Source organism: Pseudomonas wayambapalatensis, assembly GCF_049942315.1.
GTDB lineage: Bacteria > Pseudomonadota > Gammaproteobacteria > Pseudomonadales > Pseudomonadaceae > Aquipseudomonas > Aquipseudomonas wayambapalatensis.
Genome location: NZ_JBNFMU010000205.1, coordinates 1 through 20,119, shown reverse-complemented (window position 1 = coordinate 20,119; position 20,119 = coordinate 1). Strand labels below are relative to the sequence as shown.

Genomic DNA, 20,119 nt, shown 5'->3' with positions numbered 1-20,119 from the left:
CGAAGCAGGCGACTCAGGTGCCGGACTTGATCCGCGTCCAGGCCCGGGTCCGTGCCCGCTCGGCCTCTTTGCTCAGCGGCTTGAGGGTATACAGCGTGGTCATCGCTTCAGCCGTCGGATACAGGTTCGGGTTGTTGCGAATCTGCGGGCTGACCTTCTCGGTCGCGTCCTTGTTCGGGTTAGGGTAGCCGACGAAGTCGCTGATCGGCGCGATCACCTCGGGGCGCAGCAGGTAGTTGATGAAGGTGTGGGCGTCGTCCGGGTTCGCTGCATTTTTCGGAATGGCCAGCATGTCGAACCAGATCGGCGCGCCTTCCTTGGGCAGGCGCATGTCCACCACCACGCCATTCTTGGCTTCGCGCGCACGGTTGGCGGCCTGCGAGAAGCTGCCCGAGTAGCCCACTGCCACGCAGATGTCGCCGTTGGCGATATCGGCCATGTATTTCGAGGAATGGAAGTAGGTGACGTGCGGGCGGATCTTCATCAGCAGCGCCTCGGCCTTCTTGTAGTCCTCAGGCTTGTCGCTGTTGGGCGACAGGCCCAGGTACTGCAGGGCCAGCGGCAGGATTTCCGACGGCGAGTCGAGCAGCGCCACGCCGCACTGCTTGAGCTTGGCGATGTTCTCTTCCTTGAAGATCAGGTCCCAGCTGTCCACCGGCGCGTCGTCACCCAGCGCGGCCTTCACCTTGGCCGGGTTGAAGCCGATCAGGATGGTGCCGTACATGTAGGGCACCGCGAACTTGTTGCCCGGATCGTTGGCCTCGATCAGCTTCATCAGCGTTGGGTCCAGGTGCTGCCAGTTCGGCAGCTTGCTGCGGTCCAGGGGCTGGAAGACCCCGGCCTCGATCTGCTTGGCGAGGAACACGTTGGAGGGCACGACCACGTCATAGCCGGAGTTGCCGGTCAGCAGCTTGGCTTCCAGTGCTTCGTTGGTGTCGAAGATGTCGTAAATCAGCTTGACCTGGGCATCCTTCTGGAAATCGACCAGGGTCTGCGGGGTGATGTAGTCGAACCAGTTGTACACCCGCAGGGTGCGTTGTTCGGCATGGGCCTGAACGCCGCCGGCCAGCAGGCCGGCAGCAACGAGCGGGGCGAGCAGACGCTTGAGTGGACGCATGATCAGGCTCCTGGCTGGGCGCGCTGGAACCCTTCCAGCACATTGACTGCGTTGATGCCGATTTCCTCGACGGCATAACCGCCTTCCATCACGAACAGGGTCGGCTTGCCGAGCTGGGCGATGCGCTTGCCCATCTCCAGGTAGTCCGGGCTGTGGAGCTTGAACTGGGAGATCGGGTCGTCCTTGAAGGTGTCCACGCCGAGCGAGATCACCAGCACGTCGGCGTCGAAGGCGGCGATGCGCTGGCAGGCGTCTTCGAGGGCGGCACTCCAGGTGGCCCAGTCGCTACCTGCCGGCAGAGGATAGTTGACGTTGCAGCCCTCGCCCGCGCCCTCGCCGGTTTCGTCGGCATAGCCGAGGAAGAACGGGAACTCGTCGGTCGGATCGCCGTGGATCGAGGCGAAGAACACGTCGTTACGGTCGTAGAAGATGTCCTGGGTGCCGTTGCCGTGGTGGTAGTCGACATCGAGGATCGCGACCTTGCGCCGGCCCTGGTCGAGGAAGGCCTGGGCAGCGATGGCGGCGTTGTTCAGGTAGCAGTAGCCGCCCATCACTTCGGCGGCGGCGTGGTGCCCTGGCGGACGGCACAGGGCAAAGGCGGCATGGGCGCCGTTCTGGATCGCGGCCTGCCCGGTCAGGGCGACTTGCGCGGCGCTGTAGGCGGCTTGCCAGGTGCCAGCGGTGATCGGCGCTCCACCGTCGAAGCTGTAGTAGCCCAGTTCGCCGTGCAGGCCGGTGGGTTTGATCTGGCGCAGGGTGCGTGCTGGCCAGGTGAACGGCAGCAGGTCGCCCTCCTGGTTCATGGCCGCCCAGCGCGCCCAGGCGCCTTCGAAGAAGTCCAGGTAGGCGGCGCTGTGGATGCGCAGCAGTGGCGCGCGGCCGAAGTCGTTCGGGCCCTGGACCGGGCCAAGTTTTTGCTGCTGAACGCGGGCGAGCACATGGTCGGCGCGCGAGGGCATCTCGAAACACGGCATCAGCTTGCCGTCGATCAGCTCGCAGCGGCCGTGGTGCAGGCGATGGTCATCGGAATAGATCGTCAGCATTTGTTGTTCTCCGAAGGTGACTGGCGTGGGCCCATTGTGGTGGGCGGGCCAGGTGGGGAGAACGTTGCAAACGGCCAAAAGGGGATCGATATGGCCACTGGCGATGGCCGGATCGGGTCGTGCGGGGATATTTTCGGCCTCTTGCGCCCCGGCAGGGCCGCTGCCGACTACCCGCGAAAATGGCTGGGCGCTACGCCACTCCAGCGTTGGAACGCATGCCGGAAGCTTGCCGTCTCGCTGAACCCCAGGGTTTCTGCGATCCGGTAGATCGGCATCTGGTCTTCGGCGAGCAACTGCTTGGCCCGTTCGAAGCGCAGCTCATCGAGCAGCTGTTGATAACTGCTGCCCAGCGCCTGCAAGTGTCGCCGCAAGGTGCGCGACGAGCAGTTCATCTGCCGCGCCAGCCCCTCGAGCCCAGGCGCCGCATCGAGCTGCTGCATCAGCAACTGGCGAATGCGCCCCAGCCAGGCTTGGCGGCCAGTGAACTCCAGGTTCAGGCGCCTGCAGCGTTCGGCCATGGCTTTGTGGGTGATGGGATCGGCCAGGGGCAGTGGCATGTCGAGCCAGCGCCGTTCGAAGGCAAAGGCGTTGTCTCGCGATTCGAAGCCCGTCGGGCAGGGGAATGCACCGGCGTAGAGCAGATGATAGGCGGGACGTGCATGTTCGAAGCGTGCCGCCAGCAAGGGTAGCGGCCGGCCGAGCAGGTCATCGCAGATGACTTTCAGCGAGACCAGGCAGAATTCGGCATTGAACGCTGCCAGTGCCGGCTCCTCGCGATAATCGCTGGCGCTCAGCCAGACACGCTGGCCGTCGTCGACCAGGCGCAACTGGAAGATTGTTCCCAGCAGTGCCGGATAACGCAGTGCCAGGCGCAGGGCGTCACCCAAAGTGGCACTCGAGAGCAAGGCGTAACCGAGCATGCCGTAGCACGACACATGCATCCGCCGCCCCAGCTCCAGGCCGATCTCCTCGCGTCGGGCGACCGCATTGGCACACACCTGCAGTTCTTGCTGGGTGGTGATGCGCGCATCGGGATGGCCCAGGTCGGCCGGGCCTATGCCGCTGCCGGCGAGCAGTTGCGAGGCAGTGCAGCCCTCTTCCTGGAACACGTTGAGAATCAACGAAACCGCGTTGAGGGTGGTGAGGTGGCTGTGCAGCATGCTCGGCATCCCGTTGGGGTGAGGGGCATTATCGAGCAAGTAGTGTGCCGGGAAGTGTCTGCGAGTGCTGCGTATAAAAAAAGGGCCCGAAGCGTGCGCTCGAGCCCTTGAAAGGTTGAGAGGTGTCTAGTCCCTCGACCTGGTGAGACAGGTTGCAGCGGTCGGGTTACGCCTTCAGCGGAACCAGACGTGGAGCGATCATGTTTTCCGGACGCAGGATGTCGTTGAGCATCGCTTCGTCCAGCAGCTTCTCTTCGCGCACCAGTTCCAGAACACCGCGGCCGGTTTCCAGGGCGACGCGGGCGATACGGGTGGCGTTTTCGTAGCCGATGTACGGGTTCAGGGCGGTGACCAGGCCGATCGAGTGCTCGACCAGTTCACGGCAGCGCTGTTCGTTGGCGGTGATGCCGACGATGCAGTGCTCGCGCAGCATGTCCATGGCGCGTTGCAGCAGGCGGATCGAATCGAAGATCTTGTAGGCGATCAGCGGCTCCATCACGTTCAGCTGCAGCTGGCCACCTTCGGCGGCGACAGTCAGGGCCAGGTCGTTGCCCATGATGGCGAAGGCGACTTGGTTGACCGCTTCCGGGATCACCGGGTTGACCTTGCCTGGCATGATCGAGCTGCCTGGCTGGCGCGCCGGCAGGTTGATCTCGTTGATGCCGGTGCGTGGGCCGCTGGACAGCAGGCGCAGGTCGTTGCAGATCTTCGACAGCTTGACCGCGGTACGCTTGAGCATGCCGGAGAACAGCACGAAGGCGCCCATGTCGGAGGTGGCTTCGATCAGGTCGGCCGCCGGAACCAGTGGCTGGCCGCTGATGGCTGCCAGGCGTTGTACCGCCAGGGCCTGGTAGCCCGGGTCGGCGTTGATGCCGGTTCCGATGGCGGTGCCGCCCAGGTTGATTTCGGTGAGCAGTTCCGGTGCCAGCGAACGCAGACGGTTGAGGTCTTCGGTCATGGTGGTGGCGAAGGCGCGGAATTCCTGGCCCAGGGTCATCGGCACGGCGTCCTGCAGCTGGGTACGACCCATCTTCAGTACGTGGCTGAACTCTTCACCTTTGGCGGCGAACGCCTGGATCAGGCTGTCGAGGCTGGCCAGCAGGGCGTCGTGGCCCAGCAGCAGGCCCAGGCGGATGGCGGTCGGGTAGGCGTCGTTGGTCGACTGCGCCATGTTCACATCGTTGTTCGGGTGCAGGTACTGGTACTCACCCTTCTGGTGACCCATGGCCTCCAGTGCGATGTTGGCGATGACCTCGTTGGCGTTCATGTTGGTGGAAGTACCAGCACCGCCCTGGATCATGTCCACCACGAACTGCTCGTGGAAGTCGCCACGGATCAGGCGGGCACAAGCCTCGCTGATGGCGGCGTGCTTGGCATCGCTCAGGTGCCCCAGCTCACGGTTGGCGTCAGCAGCGGCCTGCTTGACCATCGCCAGGCCGACTACCAGTTTCGGGTAGTGCGACAGCGGAACGCCTGAGAGGTGGAAGTTGTTGGCAGCGCGCAGAGTCTGGATGCCGTAGTAGGCATCGGCAGGGACTTCAAGGGTACCAAGCAGGTCTTTTTCGACGCGGAACGATGCAGCGGAGGACATGACGGATATCATCTCAATTTAAACCCGGCACCTGCCGGAATGCCGCCAATCCTAGGCTTCGGCAGATTTGTCGGCCAATGCTGTTAGGCGCTAACCTATGCACAAACGGCATACGGTTTGATGTGACGCCGATTGACAATCGAGCGTGTTCCATTTTGGTGCATGCCTGCGGAGCTTCTCGATGAATCTTGAAAGCAAGTGGCTGGAAGACTTCAGTGCCCTGGCCTCCACACGCAGTTTTTCCCAGGCGGCGGAGCGCCGTTTCGTGACGCAGCCGGCTTTCAGCCGACGCATCCGCAGCCTGGAAGCGGCATTGGGCCTGACCCTGGTGAACCGTTCCCGCACGCCCATCGAGCTGACCGAGGCTGGTCAGCTTTTTCTTGTCACAGCGCGTACCGTTGTCGACCAGTTGAGCGAAGTTCTCCGCCATTTGCATCACCTGGAAGGCGGACAGGGTGAGGTGGTCCAGGTGGCGGCGGCGCACTCGCTGGCGTCAGGCTTTTTCCCCCGTTGGGTGGCCCAGTTGCGCAACGACGGCCTGAACATCGCCACCCGCCTGGTGGCCACCAACGTGGGCGATGCGGTGCATGCCTTGAGGGAAGGTGGCTGCGACCTGATGCTGGCCTTCTACGACCCCGACGCTGCCTTGCAGATGGATGCCGAGATCTTCCCGTCGCTGCACATGGGCACCACCGAAATGTTGCCAGTCTGCGCCGTCGGTGCCGATGGCAAGCCGTTGTTCGACCTCGAAGGCGAGGGCAGCGTGCCGCTTCTGGCCTACAGCGCCGGGGCATTCCTCGGGCGATCCGTCAGCCTGCTGCTGCGTCAGCGCAACCTGCGCTACACCACGGTGTACGAAACGGCGATGGCCGACAGTCTCAAGAGCATGGCGCTCGAAGGCATGGGTATCGCCTGGGTGCCGCGCCTGTCGATGCGTGGCGAGCTGGAACGTGGCGAGCTGGCGATCTGCGGCCCCAGCCAGTGGCATGTGCCGCTGGAGATTCGCCTCTACCGCTGCGCCCTGGTGCGCAAGGCGAACGTGCGCCTGCTGTGGCGCAAGCTCGAAGGTGGCGCGCTGGCAGGCGCAGTTGACTCAAAAGTCAGTCAAAGCCCCGAAAAATAAGGCCGACAGTTGGTCGCCAGGGGTGCCAGCAATGCCTCGCGTTACGGTATACTGCGCGGCCCCTCGACCGGATCGATCCGGTCATGATCAGCAAACAAGCCACGCCGGTCGTCCCGCGTGGCTTGTTGTTTTTTGACGGCGCCCAAGGGCGCACAAGCGAAGAGGCTCGACGATGAGTGCACTGGTTGGCGTGATCATGGGCTCCAAGTCCGATTGGTCCACCCTTAGCCACACCGCCGATATGCTGGAAAAACTCGGCATTCCCTACGAGGTGAAGGTGGTGTCCGCCCACCGGACCCCGGACCTGCTGTTCCAGTACGCCGAAGAGGCCGAAGGCCGCGGCATCGAGGTGATCATCGCCGGCGCCGGTGGCGCTGCGCACCTGCCGGGCATGTGCGCCGCCAAGACGCACCTGCCGGTGCTGGGCGTGCCTGTGCAGTCGTCGATGCTGTCGGGCGTCGATTCGCTGTTGTCGATCGTACAGATGCCGGCCGGCATCCCGGTTGCCACCCTGGCCATCGGCAAGGCTGGCGCGATCAACGCCGCGCTGCTGTCGGCAAGCATCCTGGGTGCCAAGCATCCCCAGTACCATGCGGCGCTCAAGCAGTTCCGCACGGAGCAGACCGAAACCGTCCTGGACAACCCGGACCCCCGCCAGGCTTGAGGCTGACGACATGAAGATCGGTGTAATCGGTGGCGGCCAACTGGGTCGCATGCTGGCCTTGGCGGGCACTCCGCTGGGCATGAACTTCGCCTTCCTCGACCCGGCACCGGACGCCTGCGCCGCCCCCCTGGGCGAGCACCTGCGTGCCGACTACGGCGACCAGGACCACCTGCGCCAGCTGGCCGAGGAAGTCGACCTGGTGACTTTCGAGTTCGAGAGCGTCCCGGCGGAAACCGTGGCCTTCCTGTCGCAGTTCGTGCCGGTCTACCCAAGCGCCGAAGCCCTGCGCATCGCGCGCGATCGCCTGTTCGAGAAGAGCATGTTCCGCGACCTGGGGATTCCGACCCCGGCCTTCGCCGACATCCTTTCGCAGGACGACCTCGACGCGGCAGTGGCCAGCATCGGCCTGCCGGCCGTGCTCAAGACCCGCACCCTGGGTTATGACGGCAAGGGCCAGAAGGTCCTGCGCAAGCCAGAAGACGTGGTCGGCACCTTCGCCGAGCTGGGCAGCGTTCCTTGCCTGCTCGAAGGCTTCGTGCCGTTCACCGGCGAAGTCTCGCTGGTTGCCGTGCGGGCCCGCGATGGCGAGACGCGCTTCTATCCGCTGGTGCACAACACCCATGACAGCGGCATCCTGAAACTGTCGGTGGCAAGCGTCGCGCATCCGCTGCAGGCGCTGGCTGAAGATTACGTCGGCCGTGTGCTGCAAAAGCTCGACTACGTCGGCGTAATGGCGTTCGAGTTCTTCGAAGTCGACGGTGGCCTGAAGGCCAACGAAATCGCCCCGCGCGTGCACAACTCCGGGCACTGGACCATCGAAGGCGCCGAGTGCAGCCAGTTCGAGAACCACCTGCGGGCCGTCGCCGGCCTGCCGCTGGGCTCGACCGCCAAGGTGGGTGAGAGCGCGATGCTCAACTTCATCGGCGAAGTGCCTGCGGTCGCCAAGGTCGTGGCCATCGACGACTGCCATCTGCACCACTACGGCAAGGCGTTCAAGGTCGGCCGCAAGGTCGGTCACGCCACCCTGCGTTGCAAGGACATGGCCACGCTCAAGGCCAAGATCGCCGAGGTAGAGGCGTTGATCGCCGACTGATCGAACTTCTGCCTGGTGCAGGCCCTCTGAGATGGAACACGCCAAAGCGCTGTCTAGGCTTTGGCGTGTTCCATCTTCACTGCAGAGGGATTGCCATGGGCATCATCGGAACCATCTTCATCGGCCTGATCGTCGGCTTGCTGGCGCGCTTCCTGAAACCCGGGGACGACAGCATGGGCTGGATCATGACCATTCTGCTCGGTATCGCCGGCTCCCTGGTGGCGACCTATGGCGGGCAGGCCCTTGGCATCTACCAGGCCGGGCAGGCGGCGGGCTTCTTCGGTGCCCTGGTCGGCGCCATCGTGCTGCTGGTGATCTACGGATTCATCAAGAAGCGCTGAACACAGGCTAGAATGCGCGGCAATTCACCTGAGTTGCCGAGCATTGCCATGCGTGCGTTATTCCTTCTTCCCCTGTTGCTGGCCAGCACCCTGGCCCATGCCGAGCTGCCCGAGACCGACTGGCTGGAGTTGATGCCCAAGTCGGACCAGAAGGCTCTCGAGCAGATGCCCGAGATCGATCACAACTCCCCTGAAGCCATGGGCACCTTCACCGCCAAGGGCGGGCTGAAGCAGAGCAAGGGCTTGCCGGCGGTGATGTATTCGACCAAGACCGTGGCGGCCATGAACGGCAAGCAGATCCGCCTGGGTGGCTATCCGGTGCCGCTGGAGAGCGATGCCAAGGGCAACAGTACGTTGTTCTTCCTCGTGCCTTATCCGGGCGCCTGCATCCACGTGCCGCCGCCACCGCCGAACCAGCTGGTGCTGGTGCGCTATCCGAAAGGGTTGAAGATCGCCGATATCTACACGCCACTGTGGGTGACCGGCACGCTGAAGATCGAGAAGGTCAGCAATGACCTGGCCGATGCGGCGTACGCGCTGGACGCGGGGAAGGTGAGGGTGGTCGAGGACGCCGATCTTTGAGCCTGAACCGGTTCTTGCAGGGGCATAGTTCTCTTTGGGAGCAACTGTCTTGCTCAAAATCTAAAGGCCAGCCCAATCCCTCTGTGGGAGCGGGCTTGCCCTCGAACACGGGCATAGCCCGTGCCAGGCAGCGCGGTGTGGCGGTGTCCTGTTGAGTCAGAGCGCTTCGCGACCGATCACCAGCTGAAGCACATGGCTGGCGCCAGGCTTGAGCTCCACCACGTCATCCCACACATTCGCCGTCTCCACGCACAGCATCCGCTGCCAGCCATCATCGGCCATGTCGGGCAGCTCGCGGGCGCGGTCGGTCCAGGGGTTCCAGATCACTGCACTGCGTGAGCCGGTGGCGTGCAAGGTGATGCGCCGCTTCCATTGCGGATCGACGATCGCCAGGCGCTCGGGTGCGTTCAGGTAGATGCGGTCGGTTTCGCCGGCAAAGCCCAGCTTGCCCTGCTGGGTGCGCTGTTCCCAGCCTTCCAGGGTCTCGATGTAGGGAAGGTCCTCGACGCCTTCCACCTGTACCTGGCGCACATCGCTGACGGCGAAATAGCTGTGCAGTGCCTGGCTGAGCGTGACGTTGGCGTCGCCCAGGTTGCGGCTGGAAAGCGAGACGTGCAGTTGTGCGCCCAGCTCGATCAGCAGGCGCAGCTCGACCTTGTGCGGCCAGTCCGGCAGTTGGCCCTGGGCCTCGGGCAGGTCGAATTCGATTCGCAGGTTTTCACCGACTTCCTCGACGCCCAGCAACTGCCAGTCACGCCCGCGCACCAGGCCGTGGGCTGGCGCCTCGCTGCCGTGGTACATGGTCTTGACCGAATCGGGATTACGCTGGAAGTTGCTGAACCACGGCCAGCATACCGGCACACCGGCGCGTACTGACTTGCCCTGGCGGAAGATCGCCTGGTCACTGAGCCACAGCAGGGGTTCGTCACCGATGGGCTGGTAGCTGAGAATCTGCGCGCCCTGCTGGGCGATGAGGAGTTCGGCGTGCTGGCTGGTGATGCGCCAGCAATTGAGTTCGCCGTGTTGCTCGGTGTCGACCTTGAAGGTTGCCATGCGCTCGTCTCGTTGATTGCAGGTGAGGCCGTTGGACCTCGAAGCCTGCAACGAGTTTACCGCGCGCCGGGTTCAGCGACGAGGTACGGAGCGGGTGCGGCCACTGCCGTCGATGGCCACGAAGACGAACACCGCCTCGGTCACCTTGCGCCATTCACTGGACAGCGGGTCGTCGCTCCAGACCTCGACCATCATCTGGATCGAGCTGCGGCCGATCTCCAGGGTCTGCGTGTAGAACGACAGTTGCGCGCCCACGGCCACCGGCACCAGGAATGCCATGCGATCGATCGCTACGGTGGCCACACGGCCGCCAGCCACGCGGCTGGCCATGGCCGTGCCGGCCAGGTCCATCTGGGCGACCAGCCAGCCGCCGAAAATATCGCCGAAGCCGTTGGTTTCACGCGGCAACGCGGTGATCTGAAGGGCCAGGTCGCCCTGTGGGATAGGATCTTCTTGTTCGAGCTCAATCATGCCGTGGGGCCTCTGACCCGTGACGCTTCGTTGGTTGGCGCGGTGACGGACGCCCTGAAAAACGATTCAGCCAGAAACATACTACGCTGATTTCGCTCCGGTTGGCGGCCAAAGGGAAACTCTGCGAAACCGCCTGCCCTTAATGACCGGCGTTTTCGCACAACATCCCATATCGTAAGCAACCTTTTCCTACGAACTCCTACAAAGAGCGCAGTATATAGACGGTATCGGCCAGCGACGACCGCACATTGATGAATATCTGTAGGGTTTTTGTACCTCTATGAGCGACGCGGGGCAATTTGTTATCTTCCCATTCCCGCGCCAGAAGCCGCAGCACAAGCGGCCTGCCTTATAAGAGAACGTCCATGACCTCCGTGCCGAGCAGTATCGAGCAGCCCTCGCGGCCGCTGACCCGCAGTGACTACAAGACCCTCTCACTGTCCGCCCTGGGCGGAGCCCTGGAGTTCTACGACTTCATCATCTTCGTGTTCTTCGCCACGGTGGTGGGCAAGCTGTTCTTCCCCGCCGACATGCCCGAATGGCTGCGCCTGATGCAGACCTTCGGCATCTTCGCCGCGGGTTACCTGGCGCGGCCGCTGGGCGGCATCGTCATGGCGCACTTTGGTGACCTGCTCGGGCGCAAGAAGATGTTTACCCTGAGCATCTTCATGATGGCCTTGCCAACCCTGATCATGGGCCTGCTGCCGACCTACGCACAGATCGGCCTGTGGGCGCCGATCCTGCTGCTGCTGATGCGCGTGGTGCAAGGCGCCGCCATTGGCGGCGAGGTGCCGGGTGCCTGGGTGTTCGTCTCCGAACACGTACCGGAGCGCAATACCGGCTACGCCTGCGGCACCCTGACTGCCGGCCTGACCGCAGGCATCCTGCTGGGGTCGCTGGTGGCGACCCTGATCAATACCGTCTACAGCCCGGAAGAAGTGGCCGACTACGCCTGGCGGATCCCCTTCCTGCTCGGTGGCGTGTTCGGCCTGTTCGCGGTCTACCTGCGTCGTTGGCTGCACGAGACCCCGGTGTTCGCCGAGATGCAGCAGCGCAAGGCGCTGGCCGAAGAACTGCCGCTGCGCGCGGTGCTGCGCGACCACCGTGGCGCGATCATCCTGTCGATGCTGCTGACCTGGTTGCTGTCGGCGGGCATCGTGGTGGTGATCCTGATGACCCCGGCGCTGCTGCAGAGCCTCTACCATGTCAGCCCGACCGATTCGCTGAAGGCCAACAGCCTGGCCATCGTCCTGCTGAGCCTGGGTTGCATCGGCGCCGGCAGCCTGGCCGACCGCTTCGGTGCCGGGCGTGTGTTCGTGATCGGCAGCCTGGCGCTGCTGGCCTCGTCCTGGGCGTTCTACCACAGCCTGCCGACTCGCCCTGACCTGCTGTTCCCGCTGTATGCCATCACCGGCCTGTTCGTCGGCCTGGTCGGCGCGGTGCCCTATGTGATGGTCAAGGCCTTCCCGGCGGTGGTGCGCTTCAGCGGGCTGTCGTTCTCCTACAACGTCGCCTACGCGATTTTCGGCGGCTTGACCCCGATGGTGGTGACCGCCCTGCTCAAGTTCAGCCCCATGGCACCGGCCTACTATGTGGCTGGCCTGTGCGCTGTAGGGCTGCTGGTCGGGGTGTACCTGCTGATCAACAAGCGCTGAGTCGGTTTCTTGCGGCGCCCGGAAGGCCATCCTCGGCAACGATGATGGCCTTTCATCCATTTGTCACAATTAGGTCATATCGTGTTCATGCGGCCTGCCGATACTGGGCCCCGTTCCATCCAACACCCCCATATTCCTGCTAGGAGCAAGGCATGAAACTGAAGCGTTTGATGGCGGCCCTGACCTTTGCCGCCGCTGGCGTCGCTGCCGCCAACGCGGTCGCCGCTGTCGACCCTGCTATCCCGACTTACACCAAGACCACTGGCGTATCGGGCAACCTCTCCAGCGTCGGTTCCGACACCCTCGCGAACCTGATGACTCTGTGGGCCGAGGCCTACAAGAAGGAATATCCGAACGTAAACATCCAGATCCAGGCTGCCGGCTCGTCCACCGCACCACCCGCGCTGACCGAAGGCACCGCCAACCTGGGCCCGATGAGCCGCAAGATGAAGGACGTCGAGCTGCAGGCCTTCGAGCAGAAGTACGGCTACAAGCCGACCGCCATCCCGGTGGCTGTCGACGCCCTGGCCGTGTTCGTGCACAAGGACAACCCGATCAAGGGCCTGACCATGGCTCAGGTCGACGCCATCTTCTCCTCCACCCGCCTGTGCGGTGGCAAGGCCGAGATCAAGACCTGGGGTGACGTCGGCGTGACCGGCGACCTGGCCAACAAGCCAATCCAGCTGTTCGGCCGTAACTCGGTATCGGGCACTTACGGCTACTTCAAGGAAGAAGCCCTGTGCAAAGGCGACTTCAAGCCTAACGTCAACGAACAGCCTGGCTCGGCCTCGGTGGTGCAGTCGATCAGCTCCTCGCTGAACGGTATCGGCTACTCGGGTATCGGTTACAAGACCGCCAGCGTCAAGACCGTAGCCCTGGCCAAGAAGGAAGGCGGCGAGTTCATCGAAGACAACGAAGCCAACGCCCTGAACGGCACCTACCCGCTGTCGCGCTTCCTGTACGTCTACGTCAACAAGGCACCGAACAAGCCTCTGGCCCCGCTGGAAGCCGAGTTCGTGAAGCTGGTCCTGTCGCAGGCAGGCCAGCAGGTCGTGGTGAAGGATGGCTACATCCCGCTGCCGGCCAAAGTGGTCGAGAAGACCCTGGGTGACCTGGGCCTGTCCCACAAGTAATACGCGATACCCGGAAGGGGACGGCATCCGCTGCCGCCCCTTCCACGACTTTCTCCAGTCCGAAGCCAGGCACCCTGAGCGGCGGGCTTTTTTGCGTCACTACACTGTCATGTTTCTGTCATACGGGACCGCTAGGGTGTGCGCATGAATGATCTGGCCAATTCCAAGATGACCCCGAATACCCCTCCCGTGCGCATTGATTTCAATACGCCCGAGCTGCAACGCAAGCGCCGCCTGCGCGCGTTGAAGGATCGCCTGACCCGCTGGTATGTCCTGGTGGGCGGGCTTGCCGTGCTGGCAGCCATCACCCTGATCTTCTTCTACCTGGCTTATGTGGTGCTGCCGCTGTTCCAGGGCGCCGAGCTGACCAGCAAGAAGGCCCTGGAGCCGACCTGGCTGCAGCAGGATGCCGGCAAGCCGCTGATGATCGCCCTCGAGGAGCAGAACCTCGTGGGCATGCGCGTTTCCGACAAGGGCCAGGCGCTGTTCTTCGACACCAAGACCGGTGCCGAACTCAAGCGGGTCGAGCTGCCGTTGCCCGCGGGCACCACGGTCAGTTCGATCGGTACCGACCAGCCGGGTAGCCCGCTGGTGGTGCTGGGGCTGTCCAATGGCCAGGCGCTGGTGTTCCACCACACCTACAAGATCACCTACCCGGACAACAAGAAGACCATCAATGCGGGTATCGATTACCCCTATGGCCAGGATCCGTTCGTCCTCGACGAACAGGGCCGTGCGCTGGAGCACGTGAGCGTCAACCTCAATGGCGACACCCTGCTGCTGGCGGGTTCCACCGGTGCGCAACTGCAGGTGATCGAGCTGTCGCGCACTGAAAACATGATGACCGGCGAGACCACCACCGAGCAGAATCGCATCGCGCTGCCGCAGATGACCGAAACGGTGAAGAACATCTTCATCGACCCACGCCAGCAATGGCTCTACGTGGTCAACGGCCGTGCCACCGCCGATGTCTTCAGCCTGCGCGAGAAGAGCCTCAACGGTCGCTACAAGCTCCTCGAGGACGGCAACGCCGAAATCACCGCCAGTGGCCAGCTGGTCGGTGGCATCTCGCTGATCTTCGGTGACTCCAAGGGCGGCCTGAGCCAGTGGTTCATGGCCCGCGACCCGGATGGCGAATCGCGCTTCAAACTGATCCGCAGCTTCCAGCTAGGCAAGGCGCCGATCGCCCAGATCGATGCCGAGGAGCGTCGCAAGGGCTTCATCGCCCTGGACGCCGAAGGCAAGCTTGGTGTGTTCCACAGCACCGCGCACCGCACCCTGCTGGTCGAGCCGGTCGCCGATAGCGCCGGCGTGCTGGCCCTGTCGCCGCGTGCCAACCGCATCATGATCGAAGAAGGCGGCAAGCTGCTGCCGCTGAGCCTGCGCAACCCGCACCCTGAAGTGTCCTTCAGCGCGCTGTGGGGCAAGGTCTGGTACGAGAACTACGACGAGCCGAAGTACGTCTGGCAGTCCACCGCTTCCAACACCGACTTCGAGCCCAAGCTGAGCCTGTCGCCGCTGACCTTCGGTACGCTCAAGGCCGCGTTCTACGCGATGATCCTGGCAGCACCGCTGGCCATTGCCGCGGCCATCTACACCGCCTACTTCATGGCGCCGGGCATGCGCCGCAAGGTCAAGCCGGTGATCGAGCTGATGGAAGCGATGCCGACGGTGATCCTCGGCTTCTTCGCCGGCCTGTTCCTCGCGCCGTATCTTGAAGGCCACCTCCCGGGCGTGTTCAGCCTGCTGCTGATCCTGCCGATCGGCATCCTGGTGGCGGGCTTCTCCTGGAGCCGCCTCCCGGAGTCGATCCGCCAGCGCATCCCGGATGGCTGGGAGGCCGCGATTCTGATCCCGGTGATCCTGGCGATCGGCTGGTTCGCGCTGTACATGAGCCCGTTCCTGGAGAGCTGGTTCTTCGGCGGCGACATGCGCCTGTGGATCAGCCACGACCTGAAAATCACCTACGACCAGCGCAACGCCCTGGTGGTGGGTATCGCCATGGGCTTCGCGGTCATCCCGAACATCTACTCGATCGCCGAAGACGCCGTGTTCAGCGTGCCGCGCAGCCTCACGCTGGGCTCGCTGGCGCTGGGTGCGACGCCCTGGCAGACCCTGACCCGCGTGGTCATCCTCACCGCAAGCCCGGGCATCTTCTCGGCGCTGATGATCGGCATGGGCCGGGCGGTGGGCGAGACCATGATCGTGCTCATGGCCACCGGCAACACCCCGGTGATGGAGATGAACCTGTTCGAGGGCATGCGCACCCTGGCCGCCAACGTGGCCGTGGAAATGCCCGAATCGGAAGTCGGCGGCAGCCACTATCGTGTGCTGTTCCTCGCCGCCCTCGTGCTGCTGATGTTCACCTTCATCATGAACACCTTGGCCGAGCTGATTCGCCAGCGTCTGCGCAAGAAATACTCGTCGCTTTGATAGAAAGGTAGAGATCCGTGAAAAAGGATTCCCTCAAAGGCTGGTTCAAGAGCGGTGCGCCGGGCGTGTGGATCAGCGGTGGCGCGGTCGCCATGGCGGTGATCATGACCGTCGGCCTGCTCGCCGTGATCGCTGTGCGCGGCCTGGGCCACTTCTGGCCGGCCGACCTGATCCAGGCCACCTACAAGGTGCCCGGCCAGGCCGATCATGTGATCGTCGGCGAAGTGGTGCAGAAGGAAGAAGTCCCGCGCGAGCGCCTCAAGAGCGCCGGCCTGCCGGTGCCTGACCAGGGCCCGGAGTTCATGACCCGCGAGCTGGTCAAGGTCGGTAACCGCGACCTCAACGGCAGTGACTTCACCTGGCTGGTCGGTGACTGGCTGGTGGACCAGAGCAAGCCCGCCGACCTGATCGCCCTGGAGCGCCGCGAGTGGGGCAACTTCTATGGTTACCTGGTCAGCGTCAAGGAAGAGGGCCGTGTGGTCGCCGAAGGCCCGAGCGCCTGGAACGAACTGCAAAACCGTCTCAAGCGCGCCAGCGACCTGAATGACCAACTGGTGTCGCTCGAGAAGAAAGACATCGGCTCGATCAACCACGGCCTGGAGCGCCTGCGCCTGCACAGCCGCAAGCTGGAGCTGCAGGGCAAGCTGGATGCGGCGGCGCAGGCCGATATCGAATCTGAGCGCGCTGAGCTGAACAGCCGCTACAAGACCATCGAGGAGCGCCTGACCGGCCTGCACCAGGCTTTCGCCCGCGACAGCCTGGTGGCCCGCGACGCCAACGGCCGCCAGGTGGAGATCAACCTGAGCAAGGTGGTGCATGCCATCCAGCCTAACGGCATGTCGGCGATGACCAAGATGGGTGCCTACTTCAGCAAGGTCTGGGAGTTCCTCAGCGACGACCCGCGTGAAGCCAACACCGAAGGCGGTATCTTCCCGGCCATCTTCGGCACGGTGATGATGACCCTGATCATGGCCGTGATCGTCACCCCGTTCGGCGTGCTGGCAGCGGTCTACCTGCGCGAGTACGCCAGGCAAGGCCCGGTCACCCGGCTGATCCGCATCGCGGTGAACAACCTGGCCGGGGTGCCGGCGATCGTCTATGGCGTGTTCGGCCTGGGCTTCTTCGTCTATGTGCTGGGTGGCTCGATCGACCGGCTGTTCTTCCCCGAATCGCTGCCGGCGCCTACGCTGGGCACGCCAGGCCTGTTGTGGGCCTCGCTGACCCTGGCACTGCTGGCGGTCCCGGTGGTGATCGTCGCCACCGAAGAAGGCCTGGCGCGGATCCCGCGTACGGTGCGCGAGGGGTCGCTGGCCCTGGGTGCGACCAAGGCCGAGACACTGTGGAAGATCGTTCTGCCGATGGCCAGCCCGGCGATGATGACCGGCATGATCCTCGCCGTGGCGCGCGCCGCAGGCGAGGTGGCGCCGCTGATGCTGGTGGGTGTAGTGAAACTGGCGCCGTCGCTGCCGGTGGACGGCAACTACCCTTACCTGCACCTCGACCAGAAGATCATGCACCTGGGCTTCCACATCTACGACGTCGGCTTCCAGAGCCCCAACGTCGAGGCCGCACGGCCGCTGGTCTACGCCACGGCGCTGCTGCTGGTGCTGGTGATCGCGACCCTCAACCTCTCGGCGGTGTGGATCCGTAACCACCTGCGCGAGAAGTACAAGGCGCTCGACAGCTGAATCTGATTGCAAGCGGGCCGCCCGCAGAGCGAGCGGCCCTGTGAAACGAATTGATAGCGTATGGAGTTGACCATGCAGCAAGAATCCCACTCCCACGGCATCGACATGTCGGCCCTGGGCCGCGACAAGCAGAGCCTGCGCCTGGCCGAAGAGACCGTGGCTATCGAAGTCCCGGGCCTGTCGCTGTTCTACGGCGACAAGCAGGCGCTGTTCGATGTGCAGATGAACATCCCCAAACAGCGCGTGACCGCCTTCATTGGCCCGTCCGGCTGCGGCAAGTCCACGCTGCTGCGCACCTTCAACCGCATGAACGACCTGGTCGATGGCTGCCGCGTGGAAGGTGCCATCAACCTGTACGGCAACAACATCTACCGCAAGGGCGAGGATGTGGCCGAGTTGCGCCGCCGGGTGGGCATGGTGTTCCAGAAGCCCAACCCGTTCCCCAAGACCATCTACGAGAACGTGGTCTATGGCCTGCGTATCCAGGGGATCAACAAGAAGCGCGTGCTCGACGAAGCGGTCGAGTGGGCGCTCAAGGGCGCGGCGTTGTGGGATGAGGTCAAGGACCGCCTGCACGACTCGGCGCTGGGGCTGTCCGGTGGTCAGCAGCAGCGTCTGGTGATCGCCCGTACCATCGCCGTGGAGCCTGAGGTGCTGTTGCTCGATGAGCCGTGCTCGGCACTGGACCCGATCTCCACGCTGAAGGTCGAAGAGCTGATCTACGAGCTGAAGTCCAAGTACACCATCGTCATCGTGACCCACAACATGCAGCAGGCGGCGCGCGTCTCCGACTACACCGCGTTCATGTACATGGGCAAGCTGATCGAGTTCGGTGATACCGACACGCTCTTCACCAATCCGGCGAAGAAGCAGACCGAAGACTACATTACCGGGCGTTACGGCTAGCAGCGCGGCGATTCGGCGCCCCGACAAGCCCGCTCCTACAGGATTCAGGGACTAAAGAACGATGATCAACAAAGAAAGCCTTACCCATCACATCTCCCAGCAGTTCAACGCCGAACTCGAGGAAGTGCGCAGCCACCTGCTGGCGATGGGGGGCCTGGTCGAGAAGCAGGTCAACGATGCCGTGACCGCGCTGATCGAAGCCGATTCGGGCCTGGCCCAGCAAGTGCGTGAGGTCGATGAACAGATCAACCAGATGGAGCGCAACATCGACGAGGAGTGCGTACGCATCCTCGCCCGTCGCCAGCCGGCGGCGTCCGACCTGCGTCTGATCATCAGCATCTCCAAGTCAGTGATCGACCTGGAGCGCATCGGCGACGAATCGACCAAGATCGCTCGCCGCGCCATTCAGCTGTGCGAGGAAGGCGAGTCGCCCCGTGGCTACGTCGAGGTGCGCCACATCGGCGACCAGGTGCGCAACATGGTCCGTGATGCACTGGACGCCTTCGCCCGTTTCGACGCCGAGCTGGCACTGTCGGTGGCCCAGTACGACAAGACCATCGACCGCGAGTACAAGACCGCGCTGCGCGAGCTGGTCACCTACATGATGGAAGACCCTCGTTCGATCTCGCGGGTGTTGAGCGTCATCTGGGCCCTGCGCTCGCTGGAGCGTATCGGCGACCACGCCCGCAATATCTCGGAGCTGGTGATCTACCTGGTGCGTGGCACCGATGTTCGCCACATGGGCCTCAAGCGCATGAAGGCCGAGGTCCAGGGCGACACCTCCGGCGCTGCCGAAAAGGCTAATGTTCCGGACGAATCGGACGATAAGTAATATTGCTCCCGAGCATCAACGCCCGGCCTCGTCCGGGCGTTTTCGTTTGTGGCAGATACAGCAGGCACCCGCGAACAGTCTTGAAACGTCCCGGCGTGACCAGTGGTTTGGCAAATTGCCATCAGTCGGCGGTATGCTAGTCGGGATTCAAGAGGAGTATCGATGAGTAAAGTCAATGTGCTGGTCGTGGACGATGCGCCGTTCATCCGCGACCTGGTGAGGAAGTGCCTGCGCAATGCCTTCCCGGGCATGGTCATCGAAGACGCGGTCAATGGCCGCAAGGCCATGGCCATGCTGAGCAAGGAACGTTTCGACCTGGTCCTGTGCGACTGGGAGATGCCGGAGATGTCTGGCCTCGAGCTGCTGACCTGGTGCCGTCAGCAGGAAGAAATGAAAGCCCTGCAGTTCATCATGGTGACCAGCCGGGGTGACAAGGAGAACGTGATCCAGGCCATCCAGGCCGGTGTCTCCGACTTCGTCGGCAAGCCGTTCACCAATGAACAGCTGCTGACCAAGGTGAAGAAATCCCTGACCAAGATCGGCAAGCTCGAGGCTCTGGTGGCGGGCGCGCCGGCGCGAGTCAATTCGGCCTTTGCCAACGACTCGCTGAGCGCCCTGACGGGCGGCAAGCCCGAGGCTGTGAAGGTCGCGCCAACGCCTGCACCGACTGCGGCTGCCAAGCCGTTGATCAATGCACCGACGCCACAAAGCGCCGCTGCAGCCGCCCAGAGTGGGCGTGGCCAGGGGCAGTTGCGCCTGTCGAGCGGCATCCAGCCCTGCGTGATCAAGGCCCTGAGCCTCAAGGAAGCGCTGTTGGTGGTGCGCCGCAGTGCTGCGCTGCCGCAGGTGCTCGAAGGCGCGGTGCTCGACCTGGAGCAGGGCGAGAGCGCCGAGGTGGCGCGCTTGAACGGTTACCTGCACGCCATCGCTGCGCTCGAACCCAAGCCTGAGAGCGACTGGTTGCAACTGACGTTCAAGTTCGTCGATCAGGATGCTCAGAAGCTCGATTACCTGTCGCGATTGATCGCCCGCGGGACTGCGCAGAAGCACTTCACTCCGGGCGGTTGATCCGCTGTTCCACCTCCCTGCAGGAGCAACTGTCTTGTTCAAAATTTAAAGGCCAGCCCAATCCCTGTGGGAGCGGGCTTGTCCCGGGGGGGGGGGGGGGGGGAGGGGGTGGGGGGGGGGGGGGGGGGGGAGGGGGGGGGGGGGGGGGGGGGGGGGGGGGGGGGGG

At 63.7% G+C, this 20,119-nt stretch carries 18 protein-coding genes; 12 read left to right on the top strand and 6 right to left on the bottom strand.

What is annotated here, in order from left to right; all coding sequences use genetic code 11:
* Positions 1-13: 13 nt before the first annotated feature.
* The 4 genes from ACPZMI_RS17305 to aspA form a co-directional block, all read right to left on the bottom strand.
* Entirely contained in the window at positions 14-1,117 is a 1,104-nt protein-coding gene (locus tag ACPZMI_RS17305) for a polyamine ABC transporter substrate-binding protein (protein WP_186670116.1), read from the bottom strand.
* 2 nt (positions 1,118-1,119) lie between these two features.
* Entirely contained in the window at positions 1,120-2,160 is a 1,041-nt protein-coding gene (locus ACPZMI_RS17300) for a histone deacetylase family protein (RefSeq protein ID WP_426352716.1), read from the bottom strand.
* A 167-nt stretch (positions 2,161-2,327) separates the two neighbouring features.
* Complete coding sequence (locus tag ACPZMI_RS17295) at positions 2,328-3,320, bottom strand: AraC family transcriptional regulator (RefSeq protein ID WP_186710103.1); 993 nt, start codon at positions 3,318-3,320, stop codon at positions 2,328-2,330.
* Between the two features lie 166 nt (positions 3,321-3,486).
* Positions 3,487-4,911 (bottom strand): aspartate ammonia-lyase, encoded by a 1,425-nt coding sequence (gene aspA, locus ACPZMI_RS17290; protein WP_054892966.1) that lies wholly within the window; start codon positions 4,909-4,911, stop codon positions 3,487-3,489.
* A 181-nt stretch (positions 4,912-5,092) separates the two neighbouring features.
* On the opposite strand from aspA, the gene ACPZMI_RS17285 reads away from it, so the two are divergent.
* The 5 genes from ACPZMI_RS17285 (at position 5,093) to ACPZMI_RS17265 (ending at position 8,714) form a co-directional block, all read left to right on the top strand.
* The gene (locus ACPZMI_RS17285) at positions 5,093-6,034 is read left to right on the top strand and encodes a LysR substrate-binding domain-containing protein (protein WP_186670112.1); all 942 of its coding nucleotides are present in this window, start codon (positions 5,093-5,095) and stop codon (positions 6,032-6,034) included.
* A 172-nt stretch (positions 6,035-6,206) separates the two neighbouring features.
* Entirely contained in the window at positions 6,207-6,698 is a 492-nt protein-coding gene (purE, locus tag ACPZMI_RS17280; protein ID WP_186670110.1) for a 5-(carboxyamino)imidazole ribonucleotide mutase, read from the top strand.
* 10 nt (positions 6,699-6,708) lie between these two features.
* Positions 6,709-7,791, top strand: a complete 1,083-nt coding sequence (locus ACPZMI_RS17275) for a 5-(carboxyamino)imidazole ribonucleotide synthase (protein ID WP_186710102.1) — start codon at positions 6,709-6,711, stop codon at positions 7,789-7,791.
* A 95-nt stretch (positions 7,792-7,886) separates the two neighbouring features.
* The gene (locus ACPZMI_RS17270; RefSeq protein ID WP_054892962.1) at positions 7,887-8,132 is read left to right on the top strand and encodes a GlsB/YeaQ/YmgE family stress response membrane protein; all 246 of its coding nucleotides are present in this window, start codon (positions 7,887-7,889) and stop codon (positions 8,130-8,132) included.
* Between the two features lie 48 nt (positions 8,133-8,180).
* Positions 8,181-8,714 (top strand): DUF3299 domain-containing protein, encoded by a 534-nt coding sequence (locus tag ACPZMI_RS17265; protein WP_186710101.1) that lies wholly within the window; start codon positions 8,181-8,183, stop codon positions 8,712-8,714.
* A 156-nt stretch (positions 8,715-8,870) separates the two neighbouring features.
* Here ACPZMI_RS17265 and ACPZMI_RS17260 read toward each other — a convergent pair whose 3' ends face one another.
* Both ACPZMI_RS17260 and ACPZMI_RS17255 read right to left on the bottom strand, forming a co-directional pair.
* Entirely contained in the window at positions 8,871-9,767 is an 897-nt protein-coding gene (locus tag ACPZMI_RS17260; protein WP_426352715.1) for a D-hexose-6-phosphate mutarotase, read from the bottom strand.
* 72 nt (positions 9,768-9,839) lie between these two features.
* Positions 9,840-10,238: an acyl-CoA thioesterase gene (locus ACPZMI_RS17255; RefSeq protein WP_003253317.1), complete on the bottom strand. Its 399-nt coding sequence runs from the start codon at positions 10,236-10,238 to the stop codon at positions 9,840-9,842.
* A 365-nt stretch (positions 10,239-10,603) separates the two neighbouring features.
* On the opposite strand from ACPZMI_RS17255, the gene ACPZMI_RS17250 reads away from it, so the two are divergent.
* The 7 genes from ACPZMI_RS17250 to ACPZMI_RS17220 all read left to right on the top strand — a co-directional run bounded on the left by ACPZMI_RS17250 (position 10,604) and on the right by ACPZMI_RS17220 (position 19,953).
* Positions 10,604-11,893 (top strand): MFS transporter, encoded by a 1,290-nt coding sequence (locus tag ACPZMI_RS17250; protein WP_186670102.1) that lies wholly within the window; start codon positions 10,604-10,606, stop codon positions 11,891-11,893.
* A gap of 152 nt (positions 11,894-12,045) precedes the next feature.
* Positions 12,046-13,026 (top strand): phosphate ABC transporter substrate-binding protein PstS, encoded by a 981-nt coding sequence (locus ACPZMI_RS17245; RefSeq protein ID WP_054892958.1) that lies wholly within the window; start codon positions 12,046-12,048, stop codon positions 13,024-13,026.
* Between the two features lie 144 nt (positions 13,027-13,170).
* Positions 13,171-15,459 (top strand): ABC transporter permease subunit, encoded by a 2,289-nt coding sequence (locus ACPZMI_RS17240; protein ID WP_186670100.1) that lies wholly within the window; start codon positions 13,171-13,173, stop codon positions 15,457-15,459.
* Positions 15,460-15,476: 17 nt separating this feature from the next.
* Positions 15,477-17,147: a phosphate ABC transporter permease PstA gene (pstA, locus tag ACPZMI_RS17235; RefSeq protein WP_426352714.1), complete on the top strand. Its 1,671-nt coding sequence runs from the start codon at positions 15,477-15,479 to the stop codon at positions 17,145-17,147.
* A 72-nt stretch (positions 17,148-17,219) separates the two neighbouring features.
* On the top strand, positions 17,220-18,053 hold the full coding sequence (pstB, locus tag ACPZMI_RS17230; protein WP_054892955.1) for a phosphate ABC transporter ATP-binding protein PstB: 834 nt from the start codon (positions 17,220-17,222) through the stop codon (positions 18,051-18,053).
* 61 nt (positions 18,054-18,114) lie between these two features.
* The gene (gene phoU, locus ACPZMI_RS17225; RefSeq protein WP_186670095.1) at positions 18,115-18,885 is read left to right on the top strand and encodes a phosphate signaling complex protein PhoU; all 771 of its coding nucleotides are present in this window, start codon (positions 18,115-18,117) and stop codon (positions 18,883-18,885) included.
* A 162-nt stretch (positions 18,886-19,047) separates the two neighbouring features.
* Positions 19,048-19,953, top strand: coding sequence for a response regulator (locus ACPZMI_RS17220; RefSeq protein ID WP_186670093.1), 906 nt, complete (start codon positions 19,048-19,050; stop codon positions 19,951-19,953).
* Positions 19,954-20,119 lie beyond the last annotated feature (166 nt).

Bases quoted from the DNA above. Each gene is read 5' to 3' on its own strand.
- phoU (WP_186670095.1), top strand. From the start codon at position 18,115: ATGATCAACAAAGAAAGCCTTACCCATCACATCTCCCAGCAGTTCAAC.
- ACPZMI_RS17260 (WP_426352715.1), bottom strand. From the start codon at position 9,767: ATGGCAACCTTCAAGGTCGACACCGAGCAACACGGCGAACTCAATTGC.
- ACPZMI_RS17295 (WP_186710103.1), bottom strand. From the start codon at position 3,320: ATGCTGCACAGCCACCTCACCACCCTCAACGCGGTTTCGTTGATTCTC.
- ACPZMI_RS17270 (WP_054892962.1), top strand. From the start codon at position 7,887: ATGGGCATCATCGGAACCATCTTCATCGGCCTGATCGTCGGCTTGCTG.
- purE (WP_186670110.1), top strand. From the start codon at position 6,207: ATGAGTGCACTGGTTGGCGTGATCATGGGCTCCAAGTCCGATTGGTCC.
- ACPZMI_RS17300 (WP_426352716.1), bottom strand. From the start codon at position 2,160: ATGCTGACGATCTATTCCGATGACCATCGCCTGCACCACGGCCGCTGC.
- ACPZMI_RS17305 (WP_186670116.1), bottom strand. From the start codon at position 1,117: ATGCGTCCACTCAAGCGTCTGCTCGCCCCGCTCGTTGCTGCCGGCCTG.
- ACPZMI_RS17275 (WP_186710102.1), top strand. From the start codon at position 6,709: ATGAAGATCGGTGTAATCGGTGGCGGCCAACTGGGTCGCATGCTGGCC.
- pstB (WP_054892955.1), top strand. From the start codon at position 17,220: ATGCAGCAAGAATCCCACTCCCACGGCATCGACATGTCGGCCCTGGGC.
- ACPZMI_RS17285 (WP_186670112.1), top strand. From the start codon at position 5,093: ATGAATCTTGAAAGCAAGTGGCTGGAAGACTTCAGTGCCCTGGCCTCC.
- ACPZMI_RS17250 (WP_186670102.1), top strand. From the start codon at position 10,604: ATGACCTCCGTGCCGAGCAGTATCGAGCAGCCCTCGCGGCCGCTGACC.
- ACPZMI_RS17220 (WP_186670093.1), top strand. From the start codon at position 19,048: ATGAGTAAAGTCAATGTGCTGGTCGTGGACGATGCGCCGTTCATCCGC.
- ACPZMI_RS17240 (WP_186670100.1), top strand. From the start codon at position 13,171: ATGAATGATCTGGCCAATTCCAAGATGACCCCGAATACCCCTCCCGTG.
- ACPZMI_RS17245 (WP_054892958.1), top strand. From the start codon at position 12,046: ATGAAACTGAAGCGTTTGATGGCGGCCCTGACCTTTGCCGCCGCTGGC.
- ACPZMI_RS17265 (WP_186710101.1), top strand. From the start codon at position 8,181: ATGCGTGCGTTATTCCTTCTTCCCCTGTTGCTGGCCAGCACCCTGGCC.
- ACPZMI_RS17255 (WP_003253317.1), bottom strand. From the start codon at position 10,238: ATGATTGAGCTCGAACAAGAAGATCCTATCCCACAGGGCGACCTGGCC.
- aspA (WP_054892966.1), bottom strand. From the start codon at position 4,911: ATGTCCTCCGCTGCATCGTTCCGCGTCGAAAAAGACCTGCTTGGTACC.